General features: G+C 64.9%; 9 protein-coding genes. 4 read left to right on the forward strand and 5 right to left on the reverse strand.

Annotated elements, in window-relative coordinates:
• Positions 1 to 3: 3 nt before the first annotated feature.
• Together G0P99_RS13435 and G0P99_RS13440 are read right to left on the reverse strand one after the other, a co-directional pair.
• Positions 4 to 1,698 carry an alkaline phosphatase family protein gene (locus G0P99_RS13435; RefSeq protein ID WP_164130622.1) on the reverse strand — a complete coding sequence of 565 codons (1,695 nt, stop codon included), beginning with the start codon at positions 1,696 to 1,698 and terminating at the stop codon, positions 4 to 6.
• 76 nt (positions 1,699 to 1,774) lie between these two features.
• The gene (locus G0P99_RS13440; protein ID WP_164130624.1) at positions 1,775 to 2,347 is read right to left on the reverse strand and encodes a DUF1285 domain-containing protein; all 573 of its coding nucleotides are present in this window, start codon (positions 2,345 to 2,347) and stop codon (positions 1,775 to 1,777) included.
• Between the two features lie 65 nt (positions 2,348 to 2,412).
• On the opposite strand from G0P99_RS13440, the gene G0P99_RS13445 reads away from it, so the two are divergent.
• From G0P99_RS13445 to G0P99_RS13460, 4 genes are read left to right on the forward strand one after another with little or no spacing between them, the layout of a single operon-like run.
• A complete protein-coding gene (locus G0P99_RS13445) occupies positions 2,413 to 3,420 on the forward strand; it encodes a MoxR family ATPase (RefSeq protein WP_164130626.1) in 1,008 nt (335 codons plus the stop codon).
• Positions 3,417 to 4,292: a DUF58 domain-containing protein gene (locus G0P99_RS13450; protein ID WP_164130628.1), complete on the forward strand. Its 876-nt coding sequence runs from the start codon at positions 3,417 to 3,419 to the stop codon at positions 4,290 to 4,292. Before G0P99_RS13445 ends, G0P99_RS13450 begins: the two co-directional genes overlap by 4 nt.
• Positions 4,289 to 7,057: a DUF4159 domain-containing protein gene (locus G0P99_RS13455; protein ID WP_164130630.1), complete on the forward strand. Its 2,769-nt coding sequence runs from the start codon at positions 4,289 to 4,291 to the stop codon at positions 7,055 to 7,057. Before G0P99_RS13450 ends, G0P99_RS13455 begins: the two co-directional genes overlap by 4 nt.
• A complete protein-coding gene (locus G0P99_RS13460) occupies positions 7,054 to 9,099 on the forward strand; it encodes a hypothetical protein (protein ID WP_164130632.1) in 2,046 nt (681 codons plus the stop codon). Before G0P99_RS13455 ends, G0P99_RS13460 begins: the two co-directional genes overlap by 4 nt.
• 21 nt (positions 9,100 to 9,120) lie before the next feature.
• On the opposite strand, the gene pbpC is transcribed toward G0P99_RS13460, so the two are convergent.
• The 3 genes from pbpC to G0P99_RS13475 are packed head-to-tail and all read right to left on the reverse strand — an operon-like array spanning position 9,121 to position 17,139.
• Positions 9,121 to 11,100, reverse strand: coding sequence for a penicillin-binding protein 1C (gene pbpC, locus G0P99_RS13465; RefSeq protein ID WP_239059810.1), 1,980 nt, complete (start codon positions 11,098 to 11,100; stop codon positions 9,121 to 9,123).
• 49 nt (positions 11,101 to 11,149) lie between these two features.
• Complete coding sequence (locus tag G0P99_RS13470; RefSeq protein ID WP_164130634.1) at positions 11,150 to 11,716, reverse strand: putative glycolipid-binding domain-containing protein; 567 nt, start codon at positions 11,714 to 11,716, stop codon at positions 11,150 to 11,152.
• On the reverse strand, positions 11,713 to 17,139 hold the full coding sequence (locus G0P99_RS13475; RefSeq protein ID WP_164130636.1) for an alpha-2-macroglobulin family protein: 5,427 nt from the start codon (positions 17,137 to 17,139) through the stop codon (positions 11,713 to 11,715). The genes G0P99_RS13470 and G0P99_RS13475 overlap by 4 nt, the downstream gene beginning before the upstream one ends.
• Positions 17,140 to 17,245: the final 106 nt, after the last annotated feature.

The following is a 17,245-nucleotide window of genomic DNA, read 5'->3' on the forward strand; positions in this document are numbered from 1 at the left end:
GACCTATTGCCCCAACACTTCGAGCAGGACCTCGCCCGCCGCCGCCGACGGCGGGGTGGTGCCCGCGATCATCGCCAGGGTCAGAGCCACATCCACCGTGTGGACGCGGCGCGAGACCCGGCGCGGTTCCAGCCCGAATCCGGCAAAGAAGACCGGCACATAGGTGTCATAGCGCCAGGGCGAGCCATGGGTCACTGTAACGGAAAGCCCATCCATATCGTTGATGAACCAGCCGGGATCGAAGACCACGTAGATATCGCCAGACCGATCCGGGTGATAATTGTTCAGAACCGCCCGGGTCATGGCGTTTTCGGGCAGTGCCCCAAGGCGCAGGCGCGCGCTTGGCACCGCATAGGCCACCCCGTCAAAGGCCATGAGTTCCTGCGCGATGACGGTTTCCAGCGTGCTCTGGACGATGGCAGGATTCCGGCGCACCGCTTCGTCGAGGTAGAGATAGGGGTGATCGTAGCCGGTGATCAGCGGGCCGCTGATGCCGAACCGGGCCTTGATCCGCGCTATCGCGGCGTCGGTGTCCCATGTATCGGGCGAGACATATCCGCCGAGACTGCCCAGTTGCTCCAGATAGCCCGGCGCCTCGGGCGCGCCGTGATCGGCCGACAGCACCACCAGCGTGTTTTCCAGCCCGACCCGGTCGTCCACATGGGCCAGCAGATCGGCCAGCGTGCGGTCGAGATGCATCAGGTTGTCTTCGCTCTCCAGGCTCGACGGGCCGTAGAAATGGCCGACGTAATCGGTTGAAGAGAAGCTGACGCCAAGGAAGTCTGTCACCTCGTCCGCGCCCAGGTTTTCGTTGTCGATCAGGGCCTTGGCAAAGGCTGCCGTCAGTTCATCGCCTGCGGGGCTGACTGTCAGCAGAGTGGTGAAGTACTTGTCGTCCGCTGCCGGAAACGGGTGCGGAAAGGTACGACCGAAGCCTGCGAAATCAGGCTCCCACAGTTGATCATCGCGAGTGCCGAACAGGTAGGATTCGGGCGGGTTCAGCAGGGACCAGGAGGTGCCGGCATAGATTTCCGGCAGGCGTTGATCGTTCCATTCGGTCACCCAGTCTGGATATCGGTCGTAGTAATAGTTGCTGGTGACGAACTGGCCCGCGGATTTCGAGAACCAGAACGCTTTGCCCACATGTCCGGCCATGGTGACGGCGCCGCGATCCTTGACGGAAACGCCGAATACCTTGGCCTGCCCGGCCGTATGCCCGGACAGCTCATCCCCGAACGTTGTGGTCAGAATCGCCTTGGGCGAACGCCCATCTGTCTTGGCGGCACGTTGCGTCGGGTCGATTTCGGTTTCTGCGTCGACCCCGGCACCACCTGTCAGGATGGCATAATCGGGATCCTCGATATTATAGACGGTGCGCCCCTGGCCGCGATCGTACCAGAGGTTCCCGACCATTCCATGCCCCGCCGGATGCGCGCCGGTGGCGAGCGTGGCATGACCTACCACGGTTTCGGTGTTCGCATGGGCATGGTGGGCGTTGTCGAAATGAATGCCCTGTTCCATCAGGTACCGAAAGCCGCCTTCGCCGAATTGATCCGAATAGCGCATGGGCAGGTCGCCACGCAGCTGGTCGACGGTGATTTGCAGGATCAGCCGGGGTTTTTCCCGGGCATCAGCGACGCTGGACATCGCGGCGAGGCAAACGGAAACAACGAAAGAAACGCGAAGAGAATAGCCCATGTGAACACCCGAAAGCTGAAACACATTCAGGCTAGCATATGTTCAGCGTGCGAACCAAGCGCGACGCTTCAGTTCGTCAAAGCTGGTCTGCCGGGGCAAGTGGGAAAAACTGGCCGGATGACCAGACGCCGAACCATCCCTGATGCTCGGTTCCCTGGTCCACCAGACGATAAAACGTCTTGCGGTCGATCAATGCCTCCAGCCCGGCGCGTACATGGACATAGGGCGACGGCTCACTCGTTTCCGGATCGCGCTCCAGTCTGATTCTGTTTTCTGGTCCGGCAATGGTCGTATCACCGACGTTGGTGGTAAAGGTCAGCACCTGATCCCGCCCGTCGCCGGTCACATCGCAGTCGACTGCGACAAAGGGCGCATCGTCGACGGTGATGACCACTTTTTCGACCGGTGTCACCAGAAAGAACTGCCCGTCCTCCAGTTTGAGAATGGAGGAGAACAGGCGCACCATGTTGGGCCGGTTTATCGGTGTGCCTTCGTGATACCAGGTACCGTCGCGGGCGATCCGCATGTCCATTTCGCCGGTCAGCGGTGGATTCCACAGGTGAACGGGCGGCAAACCCCTTGGTTTCACTGTCCGCACCGCTGCCGCCAGACTGTCGGCAGATGGTTTCACAGGCTTTTGTCCGCTCATTGTTTTTGCCATTTCCTGTCAGCGCGATACACTCATACCCATATAGTTGTCGCGGAGGGAAAACCATGTCCGAACCAGCCGATCTCCTTGGGGAAATCGACGCGCTTGGAGAGAAGCTGAGGCAGGCGCGCGCCTCGATCACCCGGCGGTTCATCGGGCAGGAACGCGTGGTGGACCTTACCCTGACCGCGCTCTTGTGCGGTGGTCATGCGTTGCTGATCGGCCTGCCGGGGCTGGGCAAGACGCGGCTGGTCGAGACGCTGAGCACCGTGATGGGGCTGCATGGCAATCGCATCCAGTTCACGCCCGACCTGATGCCCGCCGATATTCTGGGGTCCGAGGTGCTGGATACCGCCGAGGACGGCAGCCGCCATTTCCGGTTCATTCCCGGCCCGATCTTTTGCCAGCTTTTGATGGCGGACGAGATCAACCGGGCCAGCCCGCGTACCCAGTCGGCGCTGTTGCAGGCGATGCAGGAAAGGACCGTGACGGTCGCGGGCGAGAACCGCTCGCTGGGCACCCCGTTCCATGTGCTGGCGACACAGAACCCGATCGAGCAGGAAGGGACCTATCCGTTGCCAGAGGCGCAGCTGGACCGGTTCCTGGTGCAGGTCGACGTGCATTACCCGGACCGCGCGACGGAACGCGAGATCCTGCTGGCCACCACTGGTGCCGAAGAGGCCGAGGCGCATCAGGTGATGACACGGGACGAGTTGCTGGCAGCGCAGGTCCTGCTCAGGCGGATGCCGGTAGGCGAGTCGGTGGTCGAGATGATCCTGGATCTGGTGCGCGCGTTCCGGCCTGACGAACCCGGCGCCAGTGAGCGGGTGCGGGACACGGTTGCATGGGGTCCAGGACCACGCGCGGCGCAGGCGCTGATGCTGACGGTGCGGGCACGGGCCTTGTTGCAGGGGCGGTTGGCGCCAAATGCCGAAGACGTGATCGACATGGCCCGCCCGGTGTTGAGCCACCGCATGGCACTCAACTTTGCCGCCCGTGCGCGCGGCGACAGCCTGGCGCAACTGATCGACGCAACCGCTGCCGGATTGGCCCGCACCGAGGCCGCCGCGTGAGCGCCCCGCGCGCCCTGAGGCAACGGGCCGAGGCACAGGCCGAGACCCTGCCGCCTCTTTTGGCGCGCGCGGAACATTTGGCTGGTACCGTCCTGCTGGGGGATCATGGGCGCAGGCGGGCCGGGCTAGGGGATGATTTCTGGCAATATCGCCCGGCTCAACCGGGTGACAGTCGGCGGATGATCGACCACCGCCGTTCGGCGCGCGGGGACGTGCAATATGTGCGCGAACGCGAGTGGGAGATTGCGCAATCGGTCATGCTCTGGGTCGATCAGGGCGCGTCCATGCGGTTTGCGTCGGACAAGACGCTTGAGACCAAGGCCGATCGGGCCCGGTTGCTGGGTCTTGCAGTGGCGATCCTGCTGGTGCGGGCGGGCGAACGGGTCGGGCTGACCGGTACCGCATTGCCGCCACGGCGGGGCAACGGCCAGATCCACAGGCTTGCCGAAGCCTGGTCACGGGATGTGGCGGCAGACTATGCGCCGCCCGAGCATCGGGCGATGATCCCACATGCGCGCGCGCTGTTCGTATCCGATTTTCTGGGGGACCTGGCCGAGGTGGAGCTCGCCCTGACCAAGGCCGCCGACCGGGGGGTCAGGGGCGTTGTCTTTCAGGTTCTCGACCCAAGCGAGGAAAGCTTTCCCTATCAGGGGCGGACCATTTTCGAAAGCGTCGGCGGAACGATCCGTCATGAAACCCTGAAGGCGGGTGAATTGCGGGGCCGTTACCTGGAGCGGCTCGCCGAGCGGCGTGATGCCCTGACCCACCTTTGCCGTGCGACCGGTTGGCAACTGGGCCTGCACCATACGGGTGACAGTGCGCAGACCGCCTTGCTCTGGCTGTGGCGCGCGCTGGATGGAGGCACGCGATGACGGTGCTGGGCGGTATTGGTTTCGCGTCGCCCTGGTTGTTGACCGGGCTTCTGGCGCTGCCGATCTTGTGGCTGATCCTGCGTGCGGTGCCGCCGGCGCCGATCCGGCGTTTGTTCCCGGCGGTGACGCTGCTGCTTGGCCTGCGCGACGACGAAAGCGTGTCGGATCGCACGCCATGGTGGCTGTTGCTGATTCGAATGCTCGCGGTCGCGGCGGTGATCGTCGGGCTGGCCGGTCCGGTCTTGAATCCTCAGCGCGAGGCAGAGGGCACAGGTCCGCTCTTGCTGTTGCTCGACGCCAGTTGGGCCGGGTCGGCAGGGTGGGGTCAGCGGATGGAGCTGCTCGATACTCAGCTGACCGAGGCAGGTCGGGCCGACAGGCCGGTGGCGGTGATGAGACTGTCCGCGCCAGAGGCGCCCGTGTTCCAGTCGGCGGTCAGCTGGAAAACCCGTCTTGCGGGGCTGAAGCCGGAACCATGGCAGCCGGGGGCTGCGCAAATTGCTGCGGCTGTGGAAGACATCCGGTCGGTCTCTGGCGGGTTTGACACGCATTGGCTGAGCGATGGTTTGGATTTCGACGGGCGGGAACAGGTTTTGTCGGCGCTTGCCGACCGCGGCGATGTGACGGTTTTTCAATCGCCCGACCCGGTGATTGCACTGCGCCCGGCGCAATACGCTGACGGTGCAATTCAGCTTTCGCTTGTGCGGTCCGCTGGTGGCAGCGAGCGGGTGCAGGGGGTCGTCGCGCTTGGCCCCGATCCTTCGGGCACCGTGCGGGTACTGGAACGGGCCGAGGTTGGTTTTGACGTCGAGGCGACCGAGGCAACGATTGCCTTGTCGCTCCCCTCGGAACTGCGGGCGCGGATCACCCAGTTTGAACTGGAAGGCCAACGCGCCGCCGGGGCTGTGGCCCTGACCGATGACGGTTTGCGGCGGCGCGAGGTAGCCTTGTTCGCGGGGCGTCAGGACCGCGAAGGTTTGGAGCTTCTCTCGCCGCTGCACTATTTGACCCAGGTTCTGGTCCCGACCGCTGATTTTGTCGACGGCGCGCTGCTTGACGTGCTTCCGGCCAATCCGGACGTGATCGTTCTGGCCGATGTCGCGACGTTGGCGCCGCCCGAAACAAGCGCCCTGATCGAATGGGTCGAAAATGGCGGCCTGTTGCTTCGGTTCTCGGGGCCACGGATGGCGGCCAGCGACATCGGCCGGGATGAGAGCGATCCGCTCTTGCCGGTGCGCTTGCGCAGCGGCGGGCGCACCGTGGGCGGCGCCATGAGTTGGGGCGAAGCCAAGACACTTGCGCCTTTTGCGGAGAATTCTCCATTTTTCGGGCTGAAAGTGCCGCCCGACGTGACCGTTTCGACCCAGGTTGTTGCGCAACCCGATCCCGATCTGGCGGACAAGGTTATCGCGGCGTTGAGCGATGGAACGCCCCTGGTGACGCGCAAGCCCCTGGGGCTGGGTCAGGTGGTTCTGTTTCATGTGACGGCGGACGCCGAGTGGTCTTCGTTGCCGTTGTCGGGGTTGTTTGTCGAAATGCTGGACCGGTTGGCGGTGTCGTCCAGCGCCAAACAGGTCGATGCCGAGGCGCTGGAAGGCACGGTTTGGAGCCCGGTTCGAGTCATGGACGGGTTTGGCCAATTGGAAGAAGCGGGTAACCTGCCCGGGGTCGATGGGGTCGCGCTGGTGTCCGATCCGCTTGGCCCTGAAATCAGACCGGGCATCTACAGCAACGAGAAACGGCGGCTGGCCCGCAATGTGCTGCGACCGGACACGACGCTGTTGGTTGCTGAGTGGCCGCCGTCTGTTCCGGTTGTCGGTCTTTTGGTCAAGGCCGAACAGCCGATTGGCGGCTGGCTCTTGTCCTTGGCGCTGATGCTGTTGGCGGTTGATATCGTGGCGTCCCTGGCCTTGTCGGGTCGCCTGGGAGCCTTGCGTCGGGTCGCCCCCCTGATCGCGGCGGTGTTCGTTTTCGCCCCCGAAGCGCAGGCGCAGACCGCCGAAGCGGCGGAACGCTTTGCCCTGGAGGCGACGCATGAAATGGTGCTGGCCCATGTCGTGACGGGCAACAAGAGCGTGGATGACGTCGCCTGGGCGGGCCTGTTGGGACTGTCGCGCACGCTCTATTACCGCACCTCGGTGGAACCGGCCGACCCGATTGGCGTGGATCTGGAACGGGATGAGCTGGCGTTCTTTCCCATGCTCTATTGGCCGGTGACGCCGGATCAGCCAGCTCCGTCCGAAGCCGCCTATGCCCGGCTGAATACCTATCTGCGTCTGGGAGGGATGATCCTGTTCGACACGCGGGACGCGGATGTCGCGCGGTTTGGGTCTGGCAGCCCCAATGGCCGCAAGCTTCAGCAACTGGCCGCTCCGCTGGACATACCGCCGCTGGAGCCGGTGCCGGGCGATCATGTGCTGACCCGCGCCTTTTACCTGCTTCAGGATTTTCCGGGGCGCCATTCCGGCACCGATGTCTGGGTCGAATCCGCGCCGATGGGCGCGGAACGGATCGAAGGCATGCCGTTCCGAAACCTCAATGACGGCGTCACCCCCGTGGTGATCGGCGGCAATGACTGGGCTGCGGCCTGGGCGGTGGATCGCGATGGCCGCGCCCTGTTACCGGTGGGCCGGGGCTTGGCCGGGGAACGCCAGCGCGAGCTTGCCTATCGTTTTGGTGTCAATCTGGTGATGCATGTGCTGACCGGAAACTACAAATCGGACCAGGTGCATGTGCCTGCTCTGCTGGACAGGTTGGGCCAATGACCGGAAGTCTTCTCTTTGATCCTTTGGTCCCGTATCCGCTGTTGGTCATTCTGGCGGTGTTGACTGTCCTCGGTGTGGTGCTTGCACTTTGGCGCGGCTTGTCTGGCTGGGCGATGAGGGGGCTGTCGGCCCTGGTTTTGCTGGCGGCGCTGGCAGGCCCGGCCTGGCAGATCGAAGATCGCGAGCCGCTGACCGACATCGTTCTGATGCTGGAGGACGAGAGCGCGAGCCAGACCGTATCGGACCGCCCGGAACAGACCCGTTCGGCGGCAGACCGCATGGCCGCCGAGATCGAGAAACGGCCCAACACGGAGTTGCGCCGGATTCGCGTCGGGGATGGCGACGGCGACAGCGGTACGCGTTTGATGTCGGCCTTGTCCGACGCGCTGAACGAAGAACCGCGCGCCCGGATCGCCGGCATCATCGCGCTGTCCGACGGGCAGATCCACGATACCGACCGGGCCCCTGAACTGCCCGCGCCGCTCCACCTTTTGCTGTCCGGTCGCGAGAATGATTGGGACCGCCGTCTGGTGGTCAAAAATGCCCCGGCATTCGCCATCATTGGAGAACCGGTCATGCTGAGCCTCAGGATCGAGGACAATGGCGCGGTCCCTGACGGTGTTGGGCCGATGGCGGAACTTCAGATATCGGTCGATGGCGGCGATCCGGACAGGTTGAGCATTCCGGTGGGGCAGGACTTCGACCTGCCGATCACCTTACCGCATGGCGGGCGCAATGTGATCCAGTTTCTGGTGCCGGTGGCCGATGGTGAGTTGACCGACCGCAACAACTCGGCGCTGGTCCAGATCAACGGGGTTCGTGACAGGCTGCGGGTGCTGCTGGTGTCGGGGCAGCCGCACCCGGGCGGGCGCACCTGGCGCAATCTTCTCAAGTCCGACAGTTCCGTCGATCTGGTCCATTTCACCATCCTGCGCCCGCCGGAAAAACAGGATGGCGTCCCGGTCGACGAACTGAGCCTGATCGCCTTTCCGACCCGGGAGTTGTTCCTGGAGAAGATCGACGATTTCGACCTGATCATCTTTGACCGGTACAAGCGGCGGGGGATACTGCCCGCCATCTATCTGGACAATGTCGCGAACTATGTGAATGGCGGCGGGGCGGTTCTGGTGGCGGCCGGGCCTGATTTTGCCACCGCCGACAGCATCTATCGAACACCATTGGCCCCGATCCTGCCAGCAGAGCCAACGGCACGGGTCATTGAAGAGCATTTCCGCCCCGAGGTGTCCGAGGACGGCGCGCGTCACCCCGTGACCTCTGGTCTGGATGGCGCGGGCGAATGGGGCGGCTGGTTGCGTCAGATCGACGTTCTGCCCCGATCCGGTCATGTATTGATGAACGGTATCGAGGGGCGACCGCTCCTGGTGCTCGACCGGGTGGGCGAGGGGCGGGTGGCGCTTTTGGCCTCGGATCACGCCTGGCTCTGGGGACGCGGATACGAGGGCGGCGGCCCGCAGATGGAGCTGTTGCGTCGGCTGGCGCATTGGATGATGAAAGAGCCAGAGTTGGAGGAAGATGCGCTGTGGGCCGAGGTTCAGAACCAGACCATGCGCATCATCCGCCGGACGTTGGAGGCCGAAGTGGGGGCTGTCACGGTCACCAGGCCGGATGGTACCACCGATGAAATCCCGCTGGCCGAGGTGTCGCCGGGCCGGTTTGAAGCCTTGTATGCGGGGCCCGAAATCGGTCTCTACAAACTCAGCGAAGGTGGCAAGACGGCAGTTGTTGGTCTGGGTCCAGCCGCACCGCGCGAGTTCGAGGCAACAATCGCGACGCAAGAGGTTCTTGCGCCATTGATCGTGCCTCTGCGAGGCGGGGTGTTTCGAATGGAGGATGGGTTGCCAGCCGTGCGCAATGTGCGTGAGGGCCGGCCTGCTTCGGGTCGGGGGTGGTTGGGTCTGACGCCTCGGGAAACCTATGAAACCCGCAACATTCGGCAAACGCCTCTGGCTCCGGCCTGGTTGGTTCTGCTGCTGTCTACCGGATTCCTGATTGCCGGGTGGCTGAGGGAAGGCCGGCGGTGAAACCTCTCCTGACCGGGCCTGTCAGCGCAGCGTGATGGTGGCCCGGTCCGCCTGCCCCTTGGCGTCGAGGACCAGCAAGGTGGTGAAACCGCGACCGGTGATCGGCATGGCGATTTCCCTGAGCGGCGATTTCGTGACAACGGGCTCGCCGTTGACCAGAACCGAGAACGGCGCCGACCCTCCGCGCAGCTTCAGCGTGATTTCACCGTCTTCGGCATAAAGGGCCGCGCCGTCGGGTGGAAACAGCAGTTGCGGCGCGTTTGGGATCTCGTCGAACGCGGCGTTGCGCGGCCGAAACCGTTGCAACGGCTGTGGCAGTTCCGCCGATCCCAGCAGCAAGGTTGCGTGCGGGGGTGGGGGCAGCGGAGAGAAATCCGGTTTCAGCCGTCCAAACGCCTCGAACAAAACCGGGGCGGCGACGTCGCCGCCAAAGGCGCCGGGCACCGGCGTTCCATCGGGGCGGCCCAGCCAGACACCGATGACATGGTTCCCGTCATAGCCGATGGCCCAGGTATCCCTGTGCCCGTAGGACGTGCCGGTCTTGTATGCCAGGATGCCCTTTCGCGCGCCCGGCGGCGGGGTCAGCCCGGCCAGGATGTTGCCCACCTGCCAGGCAGCCACATCCGACATGATGCGTCCGCTCGTTGTGCGCGGCTGCGTCCGGTCATACCACAGCAGCGGCCCCCGACCACCCTGCGCCAGACCGGCGTAGAGCTGTACGAGATCGTTCAGGGATATCCCGACCCCCCCCAAGGCGACAGCAAGGCCGGGGCTGCCGGATGGCAGCTGCGCAGAAGCACCGCCGCGCGTCAGTGCGGCCATCAGGCGGACAGGGCCCAATGCCTCCGTCAGTCGCACCACCGGGATGTTCAGAGACAATTGCAGCGCCTCGCGCACCCGGACCTCGCCGCGAAACTGGCCGTCGAAGTTGCGGGGGGCATAGCGGCCGAACATGACCGGGCTGTCCTGGATCAGGGATTCGGGATGTGCCAGCCCCTGATCAAAGGCCAGCCCATAGACAAAGGGTTTCAGTGTCGAGCCCGGTGAGCGCAGCGCCCGGGTCATGTCGACAAAGCCCTGTCTTGCGGGTTCATAGGCCGCGGAGCCGACCGAGGCCAGGATTTCGCCGGTCTGGTGATCGGCCGCGACCAGCGCCGCCGACACCCGCCCGCCCGCCTTGCGGGCGGCCTCGGCCACCAGAGCTTCCATCTTGCGCTGAATGTCCGCGTCGAGCGTGGTGTCGAACTGCCGCGCTGTGGGATCCTCCGCGCGCATCCGGTCGGCCAGGTGCGGGGCCAGTTGCGGGAACCCGTGCAGCGCCGTTGGTAACGGTTCGGACAGAGCTGCACGGACATCTGCGGTGGAAAGGGTGCCCTGTTCGGCCAACCGGTGCAGCACACGGTCACGGGCCGATTTCGACGCATCCATGTTGCGGTCGGGGCGGCGGGCCTCTGGCGCCTGTGGCAGTGCCACCAGAACTGCTGACTGCGCTGCGGTCAGCCGCCGCGGCTCCTTTCCGAACCAGGCCAGCGAGGCTGCGCGCACCCCTTCGATGTTACCGCCATAAGGGGCATGCCGCAGGTAGAGCGACAATATCCGCTCTTTCGGCAATCGCCGTTCCAGGGTCAGGGCGACGCGGATCTGCCGCAGCTTTCCGGCCCAGCGGCCGGTCGGCCCGTCTTCGATCAGGCGCGCCACCTGCATGGTGAGCGTCGAGCCGCCCGAGACTGTCTTTCCGTGCCGCAGGGCCTGTCCGGCCGCGCGCAGCATTGCCAGGGGATCGACGCCGGAATGGCTGTAGAAGCGCTTGTCCTCGTACCGAACCAGCATGGCGACAAACCCGGGATCGACCGGGCCGGGATCCAGCCGCCAGATGCCGTTGCCGACCTGATAGACCCGGAGCAGCTTGCCGTTCCGGTCGCGCATCTCGACGCCTGTTTCCGCCAGTACCGGTGGCAAAACGGTCGTGTCGACCCAGGCATCAAGGCGGTCGCGCGCCATCGCGCCCCCCCACAGGAGGACAGCGCAGGCCGCGAGCCATATGTGTGGCCTAGGCACCATCGACCCAGCCATGCCAAAGCCCCGGATAGCCGGTGACAAAGCCGCTGCCATGAACCTCCAGCTCGGCGCTGAAGCCGGGGGAGGTGTAGCGCACCCGGCGGTCATCCAACCGGGTATAGACCTGATCGAGCCGGGCAATGCTGCCGAGATCGGGTTTGAGCCAGGCAGCGGGGATCTGCATTTCGCCGTTGCAGTCAGAGCCCAGACGCCGCAGCGGCAGCAGATTGGTGGCGGGTGTAAAGCTCAGGTCCAGATCGGTGCAGTCTGAGGTGCCCGGTTGCATCACATCGTTCAGCAACCATCCATGTGCCGAGCGGAGAAGGCGCAGCTCTATCCGGCGCCCCGCCTTTTCGCCCGCCACGTCCGCCGAAAGGCTATGCCCGTCGGATCCGCAGCGGATATCGTAGCTGAGCACCGTATCCTCGTCCTCGATGCGCCAATGCGCATGGCCCAGCAGCATCCAGCCCTGTGCCGCCTGCCACAGGGTGCAGCGGTCGGAGCCTTCGCAATCGAGCCGCCGCCAATGGGCAACGGCAATTTCGCGTTTGTCGGTCATTGCGTCACTTGTATGCGGTCGGTTTCGGTCCTGGCCCTGAACTGCGGGCGGTACATATCCTCGACCGAGGCGGCGGGGCGGTGGAACGTGCCGGGGCTGACGGCGCGCGCGACATAAGCCAGCGTCACCGGGCGAGCGCCGAAACTGTCGACTGCGGCGAGAAAGCGGTCGCTGCGGAATTCGGCATGCGCGGCCTCGTCCATCGACAACCAGTCGAGCGCGCGCACATCGCCTGAGCGCAACAGCGACGGATTGTCGATCTCGAACCCGGCCGGGAGGGGATCGTTGACCATCAGGCGCCCACCGGTTGCCTCGTGCGGCGACACGGTCAGAACCGTGACAAAGCGTTCGCCTACTTTGAACGTGTCAAGGTTTATCGGCGCGCCATCCATCGTGTAGAGGGCGCGGGTAATGGTATAGCCCATGCCGCCCGCCGGTGGTGCAACCTCGGGTACCCCGATGGTGGTCAGGGTGATGTCGGTTGCCTTTGCGTCAGATGCAGTGATGTTCAGGACATCAGTGCTGCCGCCATCGAGAACCTGAACAAACGGCCCATCAACCGGTGCGCCATTGACCCGCAAACCCGATTGTTCCGGGACCTTGACCAGCGCTTGTGCGGCCAGCAGCGCCCATGCCGCCTCTTGCGTGGACATCTGGCCCGCTGACCTGTCAATCCGGGCCAGCAGCGCGTCACGGTTCACCACCGCGCTGCCCGCCTCGGCGGCGAGGGCAAGCAAGCCCGCGGCATCGCGCAGGTTGGTGCCATAGTCCGCCCGCCAGACCGCATCCTCAACCCGTTGGCCCGCCACCATCGCTGCTGCACGGGCGAACATCGCATCGGCGCGGGTCTGGTCGCCATAGTACGCAAGCGCCGCGCCAAGCTGCGCTGCTGCAAGCGGGGTGGTGAAGGCACCCGCCTTTACATCCGCATAGTAGCGCAGGTCGCCCATGGCCGCCGCCCCTTCACGGGCCAGCACCATCAGCGCATAGGCGATATCCTCGCCGCCCTCGTCGAAATCTGGGGCATAGCTGATGCGGTTGCGCAGGTTGTCCATCGCCATGGCAAAGGCGCGGTCGGGGACCGTGTGGCCCGTTGCCCGGGCACGGCTGAGGAAGTCCGAGGCATAGGCATCAAGCCAGAAATCCCCGCTTTCCGCCCGCCAGAGACCGAAGGCGCCGTTTGACGCTTGTCGTGTCAGGATACGCCGGATCGCGGCATCTATACGGCCTGTGACCTGCGGGCCATGGCCGAGGCCCGCGGCCTCGGCCACCGCGCTCAGATACAAGAGCGGCATCGCCTGCGAGGTCACCTGTTCGGTGCAGCCATAGGGGTAGCGGTCGAGAAGGTTCAACAGGCCCGGCGCATCGAACTTGGCCAGAGGCCCGGCGGAAAGGATTGCCCGGGCAGACCCGGGCCGCAGCCCGGAAAAGACATCGTCCGAAAACAGGAAACTGTCGCCAGCCCCCAACGCAAAGCGGCGGGTTTGCGCCACCACAGGGTCGTTGGATCGCACCGCCAGAGTCAATGTCTGGCTCAGTTCACGCCCATCCGGGGTGACCAGGCTGACGTCGATTGTCGGATCACCGATTGCATTGGCCGATACCGGGATTTCGAAAACCTGCTTGGCGCCGTCCGCCAGGGTGAAACGCCCCGGCTGCACGCCGATGTCCAGCCCGCCCGTTGTGGTCAGAGCCAGTTCCATCTCTCCGGCCGGGCCGTCCGCATGTGTCACGTCGAGGAGAATCCGGCTGCTGTCGCCGGGGGCGAGGAAACGCGGCACGGTTGCCGTGACGACCACCGGGTCGCGCACGATCATGTCACGCTCGGCCTGACCGATGGCGCCTTGGGACCAGGCCACCGCCATCAACCGCACGGTGCCGTTGAAGGCGGGCAGGCGGATATCGACCTGGGCACTGCCGTCGGCGCCGACCTCGACGGGTCCGCTGAAGGCGGCCATCAGCTCTTGCGTGGGCGGCGGCGATTGCATTCTGAGACCGTTGTCTGCGTCGCCCCCCGAACGTACTGTTCCAAGCGCGCCGTTCATGCCGTCGATCAGGCGGCCATAGACGTCGCGCAATTCGACACCCAGACGGCGCTGGCCGAAGTAGTGGCCTTGGGGATCGGGGCTTTGAAATCCGGTCAGGTTCAGGATACCCAGATCGACGGCGGCAAGGGTCAGCCATGTCTCTTCGCCCGGTTGAGCGCCCTCGACCGTGACGCGCACCGGCTGGGTGCGGCGGGGTTCGGCGATTTCGGGGGCGTCGATGGCAACGGCCAGTTTCTTGCCGACCGGTTCGACCCTGGCATGGGCCAGACCCAGGGCGCGGGCCGGATTCTGCCCGGCGGCCACGTCCATCGGGCGGATAACAGTCGCGGTCACATAGGCACCCGCGCCCCAATCGGCGGTCACCGTCAGTGGGATGACGGTTTCGCCAGCCTCTACCGTTATGGCCTGTCGCGAAATGACCCTGTCGGACATGACCGAAACCAATGCCGTTCCAGCGGCGCGCGGAACAAGGCGCAGACGGGCGGTGTCGCCCGGGCGATAGCTGTCACGATCCAGCGACATTTCCAGCCGGTCGGGCGTGGCCGAGGCATCGGCCGCCTGATACCAACCGGCGTAGAAATCGACCGAGGCCGCGACATAGCTGCCGTCAAGCCGTTCCACCACCAGTTCGTACTCGCCCCAGTCCACCGGCTGGGACAGCGACAGGGGGGCATCGCCCAATGTCGCCTCGCCGGTGGCGATGCGGGTACGGCGGGTGATCGGCTCCCAGTTCCAGTTGCCGTAAAGCTGGTACCATTGATAGCGGGTCTCGACCCGGTTCAGGGTCCATTTCACCTGCATCGGTTCCAGTGTCAGGCCGGGGGTCAGCCCGATGACCTGAAACGCGGCTTCGGTGCCTTCGGTGACCACGTCTTCGAACAGGGGTTTGATGCCGATCACCGGAGTTTCGGGGGATACCGGCACCGTCAACCGCCGTTCGACCGGGCGGGCAGAGCCATCGGCCAGTCTTGCGATCACGGTGGCTGTCAGGGGCTTCCCCTCGGCATCCAGTGATGGGATGTCGATCGCAAGCCGGGCCTGGCCGCTGGCATCGGTGCGCTCGCCTCCGAAGTAGCTGCTTTGGGTCGAGACATAGGCGTCATGCCGGCCAAAGCGGTAGCCGGGCCAGGCCTCGATGCCCTCGGAGGCGCTCAGCAGCACCTGCCCGTCTATTGTCAGGTCCGAACCGGGGGCGCCGAAGAGATAGCGCGCCTCGATTGAAAGCGGCGGGCTGTCGCCGGGAAATACCGGCGCATCGGGCAGCGACATGGTGAAGTCGATGCGTTCGGGCAGGAAATCTTCAACCAACAGGCTCTGGCTTGCCAATGCGGGACCCTTGGGGTCGCTTTTGATCTCCAGTCTCCAGGTTCCGCGCGGCGCGCTTGTGCCGACTGTCAGGGCAAAGACATGGCCGCCGGCAACGCCGCCGTCTGACACCTGGCGCGAGTACTCCACGCCATCGGGGCGGCTCAGGATCGCGGTCAGCGGCAGGCCCTCGATTGCGCGTGTGGTGCTGTCGCGGCTGAGCACGGTTGCGTTGATCATCTCACCGGCGCGATAGGCGCCCCGGTCGGTGGTCAGGAACACATCCACCGGGCCCGACGGGTTGCGCCCCTCGACACCGCGGTCGGACAGGTCAAAGGCCGGATCGGTCAACGACAAAAAGCCGATATCGTTATCGCCCAGCGCTGCAAGGATCAGGGCAGGCGCGGCGGACCCCGTTCCACGGGTCAGGCCCTGATCGAAACGGGCATAGCCCTCGTCATCCGTTGTGGCGGTTCCCAGCACCGCATTGGCGCGTGAGATCAGGGTCAGGTCAACACCACCCCGGGCGGCTGCATCCGACAGGCCGCGCACGGTGACGTGCAGGCCGTCGTTGCCCGAGACGGTGGATAGGCCCAGATCGGACAGGACAAACCATTGCGTTGCCCCCGGATCGTCATAGGGATCGGCCCCGGGCACCCGGGCGGTCAGCGCATAGATACCCGCCGGTTGCCCTGCAATGGCCTCGGACAGGGGCAGGCGGGTGGTCATGTCGCGGTTCAGATCGTTTTCGACGACAGCGGTGCCGGTCCAGACCTCTTGCGCGATATCGGCGGCAAAGTTCTGATCCTCCCAATAAGACAGCGGGCGGCCGAAATACCCGTCTTGCACGGCGCGCAGCAGGTTGCGGTCGCTGACGCGCCGCAGGGTGAGGTCGAGCGCGGTGGTGTTAACCGTTTCCACCGGAATGGCCGCATCCGCCGCCTTGGGCAGGATGTAGGACCGGCCCGGAAAGCGCACGGCGGGGCTGCGGTCGCGGACATAATGGGTGAGGGTCACGTCCTTCCACAGGGTCTCGCCCGACGCGGCCGGAAGACCCTTGCGCAGCGTTACCCGGTAGCGTTGCCCGTGCGCGACCCCGTCCAGACACAACTGGTTGCCGTCGACCTGGACAACCAGCGCGGTATCGGGCGATTGCACAAAGGGTTCGTAATCCAACCCGGCCTTGACCAGCGGTTCGGAGAACTGCGCGCAGATGCGCGGCAGGGCGCTGTCGCTCTCGACCGTGCTTTCAACGATCCGAAAGCCGTACTTGGCGATTGCCGTTTCGAGAGCCGCCAGGATGTCCGGGCGCGGCTGAATCTCCGTCGCGAGCCGCAATGCCGCCACCATGTTCCGACCCCGGTCGGAACGTTCGAGGGCCTGCGCCATGATGTCGAGTGCATTGACCTCGGTGCCGGGTTGATCCGCCCGCAAATAGGCGTTGGCCGAAGCGAGCAGCGCCCGACGCCGGTAGTCGCGCTGGGTGTCGCCGTCATTGGTGCGGATCGCCAGCAAGAGGCGCGCGTATTCGGCCCAGAGGTCGGCCCGGTCAGACAGGGAGACGGCCGCCCCGGCCCAGCCCATCGCCTCTGCCGGAGTGGAGGCCGCGCGCATCGCATCCAATACCTGTTCAAGCTCCAGGCCGCCTGCCGGGTGGCGCAGCCCAAGCATGCGCGCAAGGTCAGACGCCGCGGTCAGGTCCGAGGTTCCCAGAAACTCCAACCCCGCCACACGCGCCTGTGCCCTGTCCACCACGGCCTGCGGTAGGGGCCACTTCTGGGCCGAGATCGCGCCCTGGTAGGGGGTTTGCTGGCTGACGCCTTTTTTCGGAAAGCAGGCGTTAGAGCGGGCATTGAACGTGAACGCCCCGCAGGCGCGGTTGACGTCGCATGCCCGCACGCAAGATGGCAGGTCGGTGTCAAACAACGCATCCAGATCCTCGCCGAAAAAGTCCATGTCGCGGGTCACGACATAGCGGAAATCCGGGATCGCCTGTTGTGCGCCAGCTGGCGCCGATTCAGAGAAAAACGCTGAAAAAGAAAGAATTAGCAAAAATCCAAAACGTCGCATTCCGACCTCCTGTTTGGCGCAAGGGTCGCATGCGCGCGCGGGACTTGGCAAGGATTCCCGGCCAACAGGCTTTAAGCCCTTTTTCACGGATCTGTTCGATGTTGGC

Source organism: Ruegeria sp. PrR005, assembly GCF_010500245.1.
GTDB classification, from domain to species: Bacteria; Pseudomonadota; Alphaproteobacteria; order Rhodobacterales; family Rhodobacteraceae; genus Ruegeria_B; species Ruegeria_B marisflavi.

Coding starts and splice junctions, on each gene's coding strand:
- G0P99_RS13475 (WP_164130636.1), bottom strand. CDS start 17,139: ATGCGACGTTTTGGATTTTTGCTAATTCTTTCTTTTTCAGCGTTTTTC.
- G0P99_RS13455 (WP_164130630.1), top strand. CDS start 4,289: ATGACGGTGCTGGGCGGTATTGGTTTCGCGTCGCCCTGGTTGTTGACC.
- G0P99_RS13470 (WP_164130634.1), bottom strand. CDS start 11,716: ATGACCGACAAACGCGAAATTGCCGTTGCCCATTGGCGGCGGCTCGAT.
- pbpC (WP_239059810.1), bottom strand. CDS start 11,100: ATGGCGCGCGACCGCCTTGATGCCTGGGTCGACACGACCGTTTTGCCA.
- G0P99_RS13435 (WP_164130622.1), bottom strand. CDS start 1,698: ATGGGCTATTCTCTTCGCGTTTCTTTCGTTGTTTCCGTTTGCCTCGCC.
- G0P99_RS13460 (WP_164130632.1), top strand. CDS start 7,054: ATGACCGGAAGTCTTCTCTTTGATCCTTTGGTCCCGTATCCGCTGTTG.
- G0P99_RS13445 (WP_164130626.1), top strand. CDS start 2,413: ATGTCCGAACCAGCCGATCTCCTTGGGGAAATCGACGCGCTTGGAGAG.
- G0P99_RS13440 (WP_164130624.1), bottom strand. CDS start 2,347: ATGAGCGGACAAAAGCCTGTGAAACCATCTGCCGACAGTCTGGCGGCA.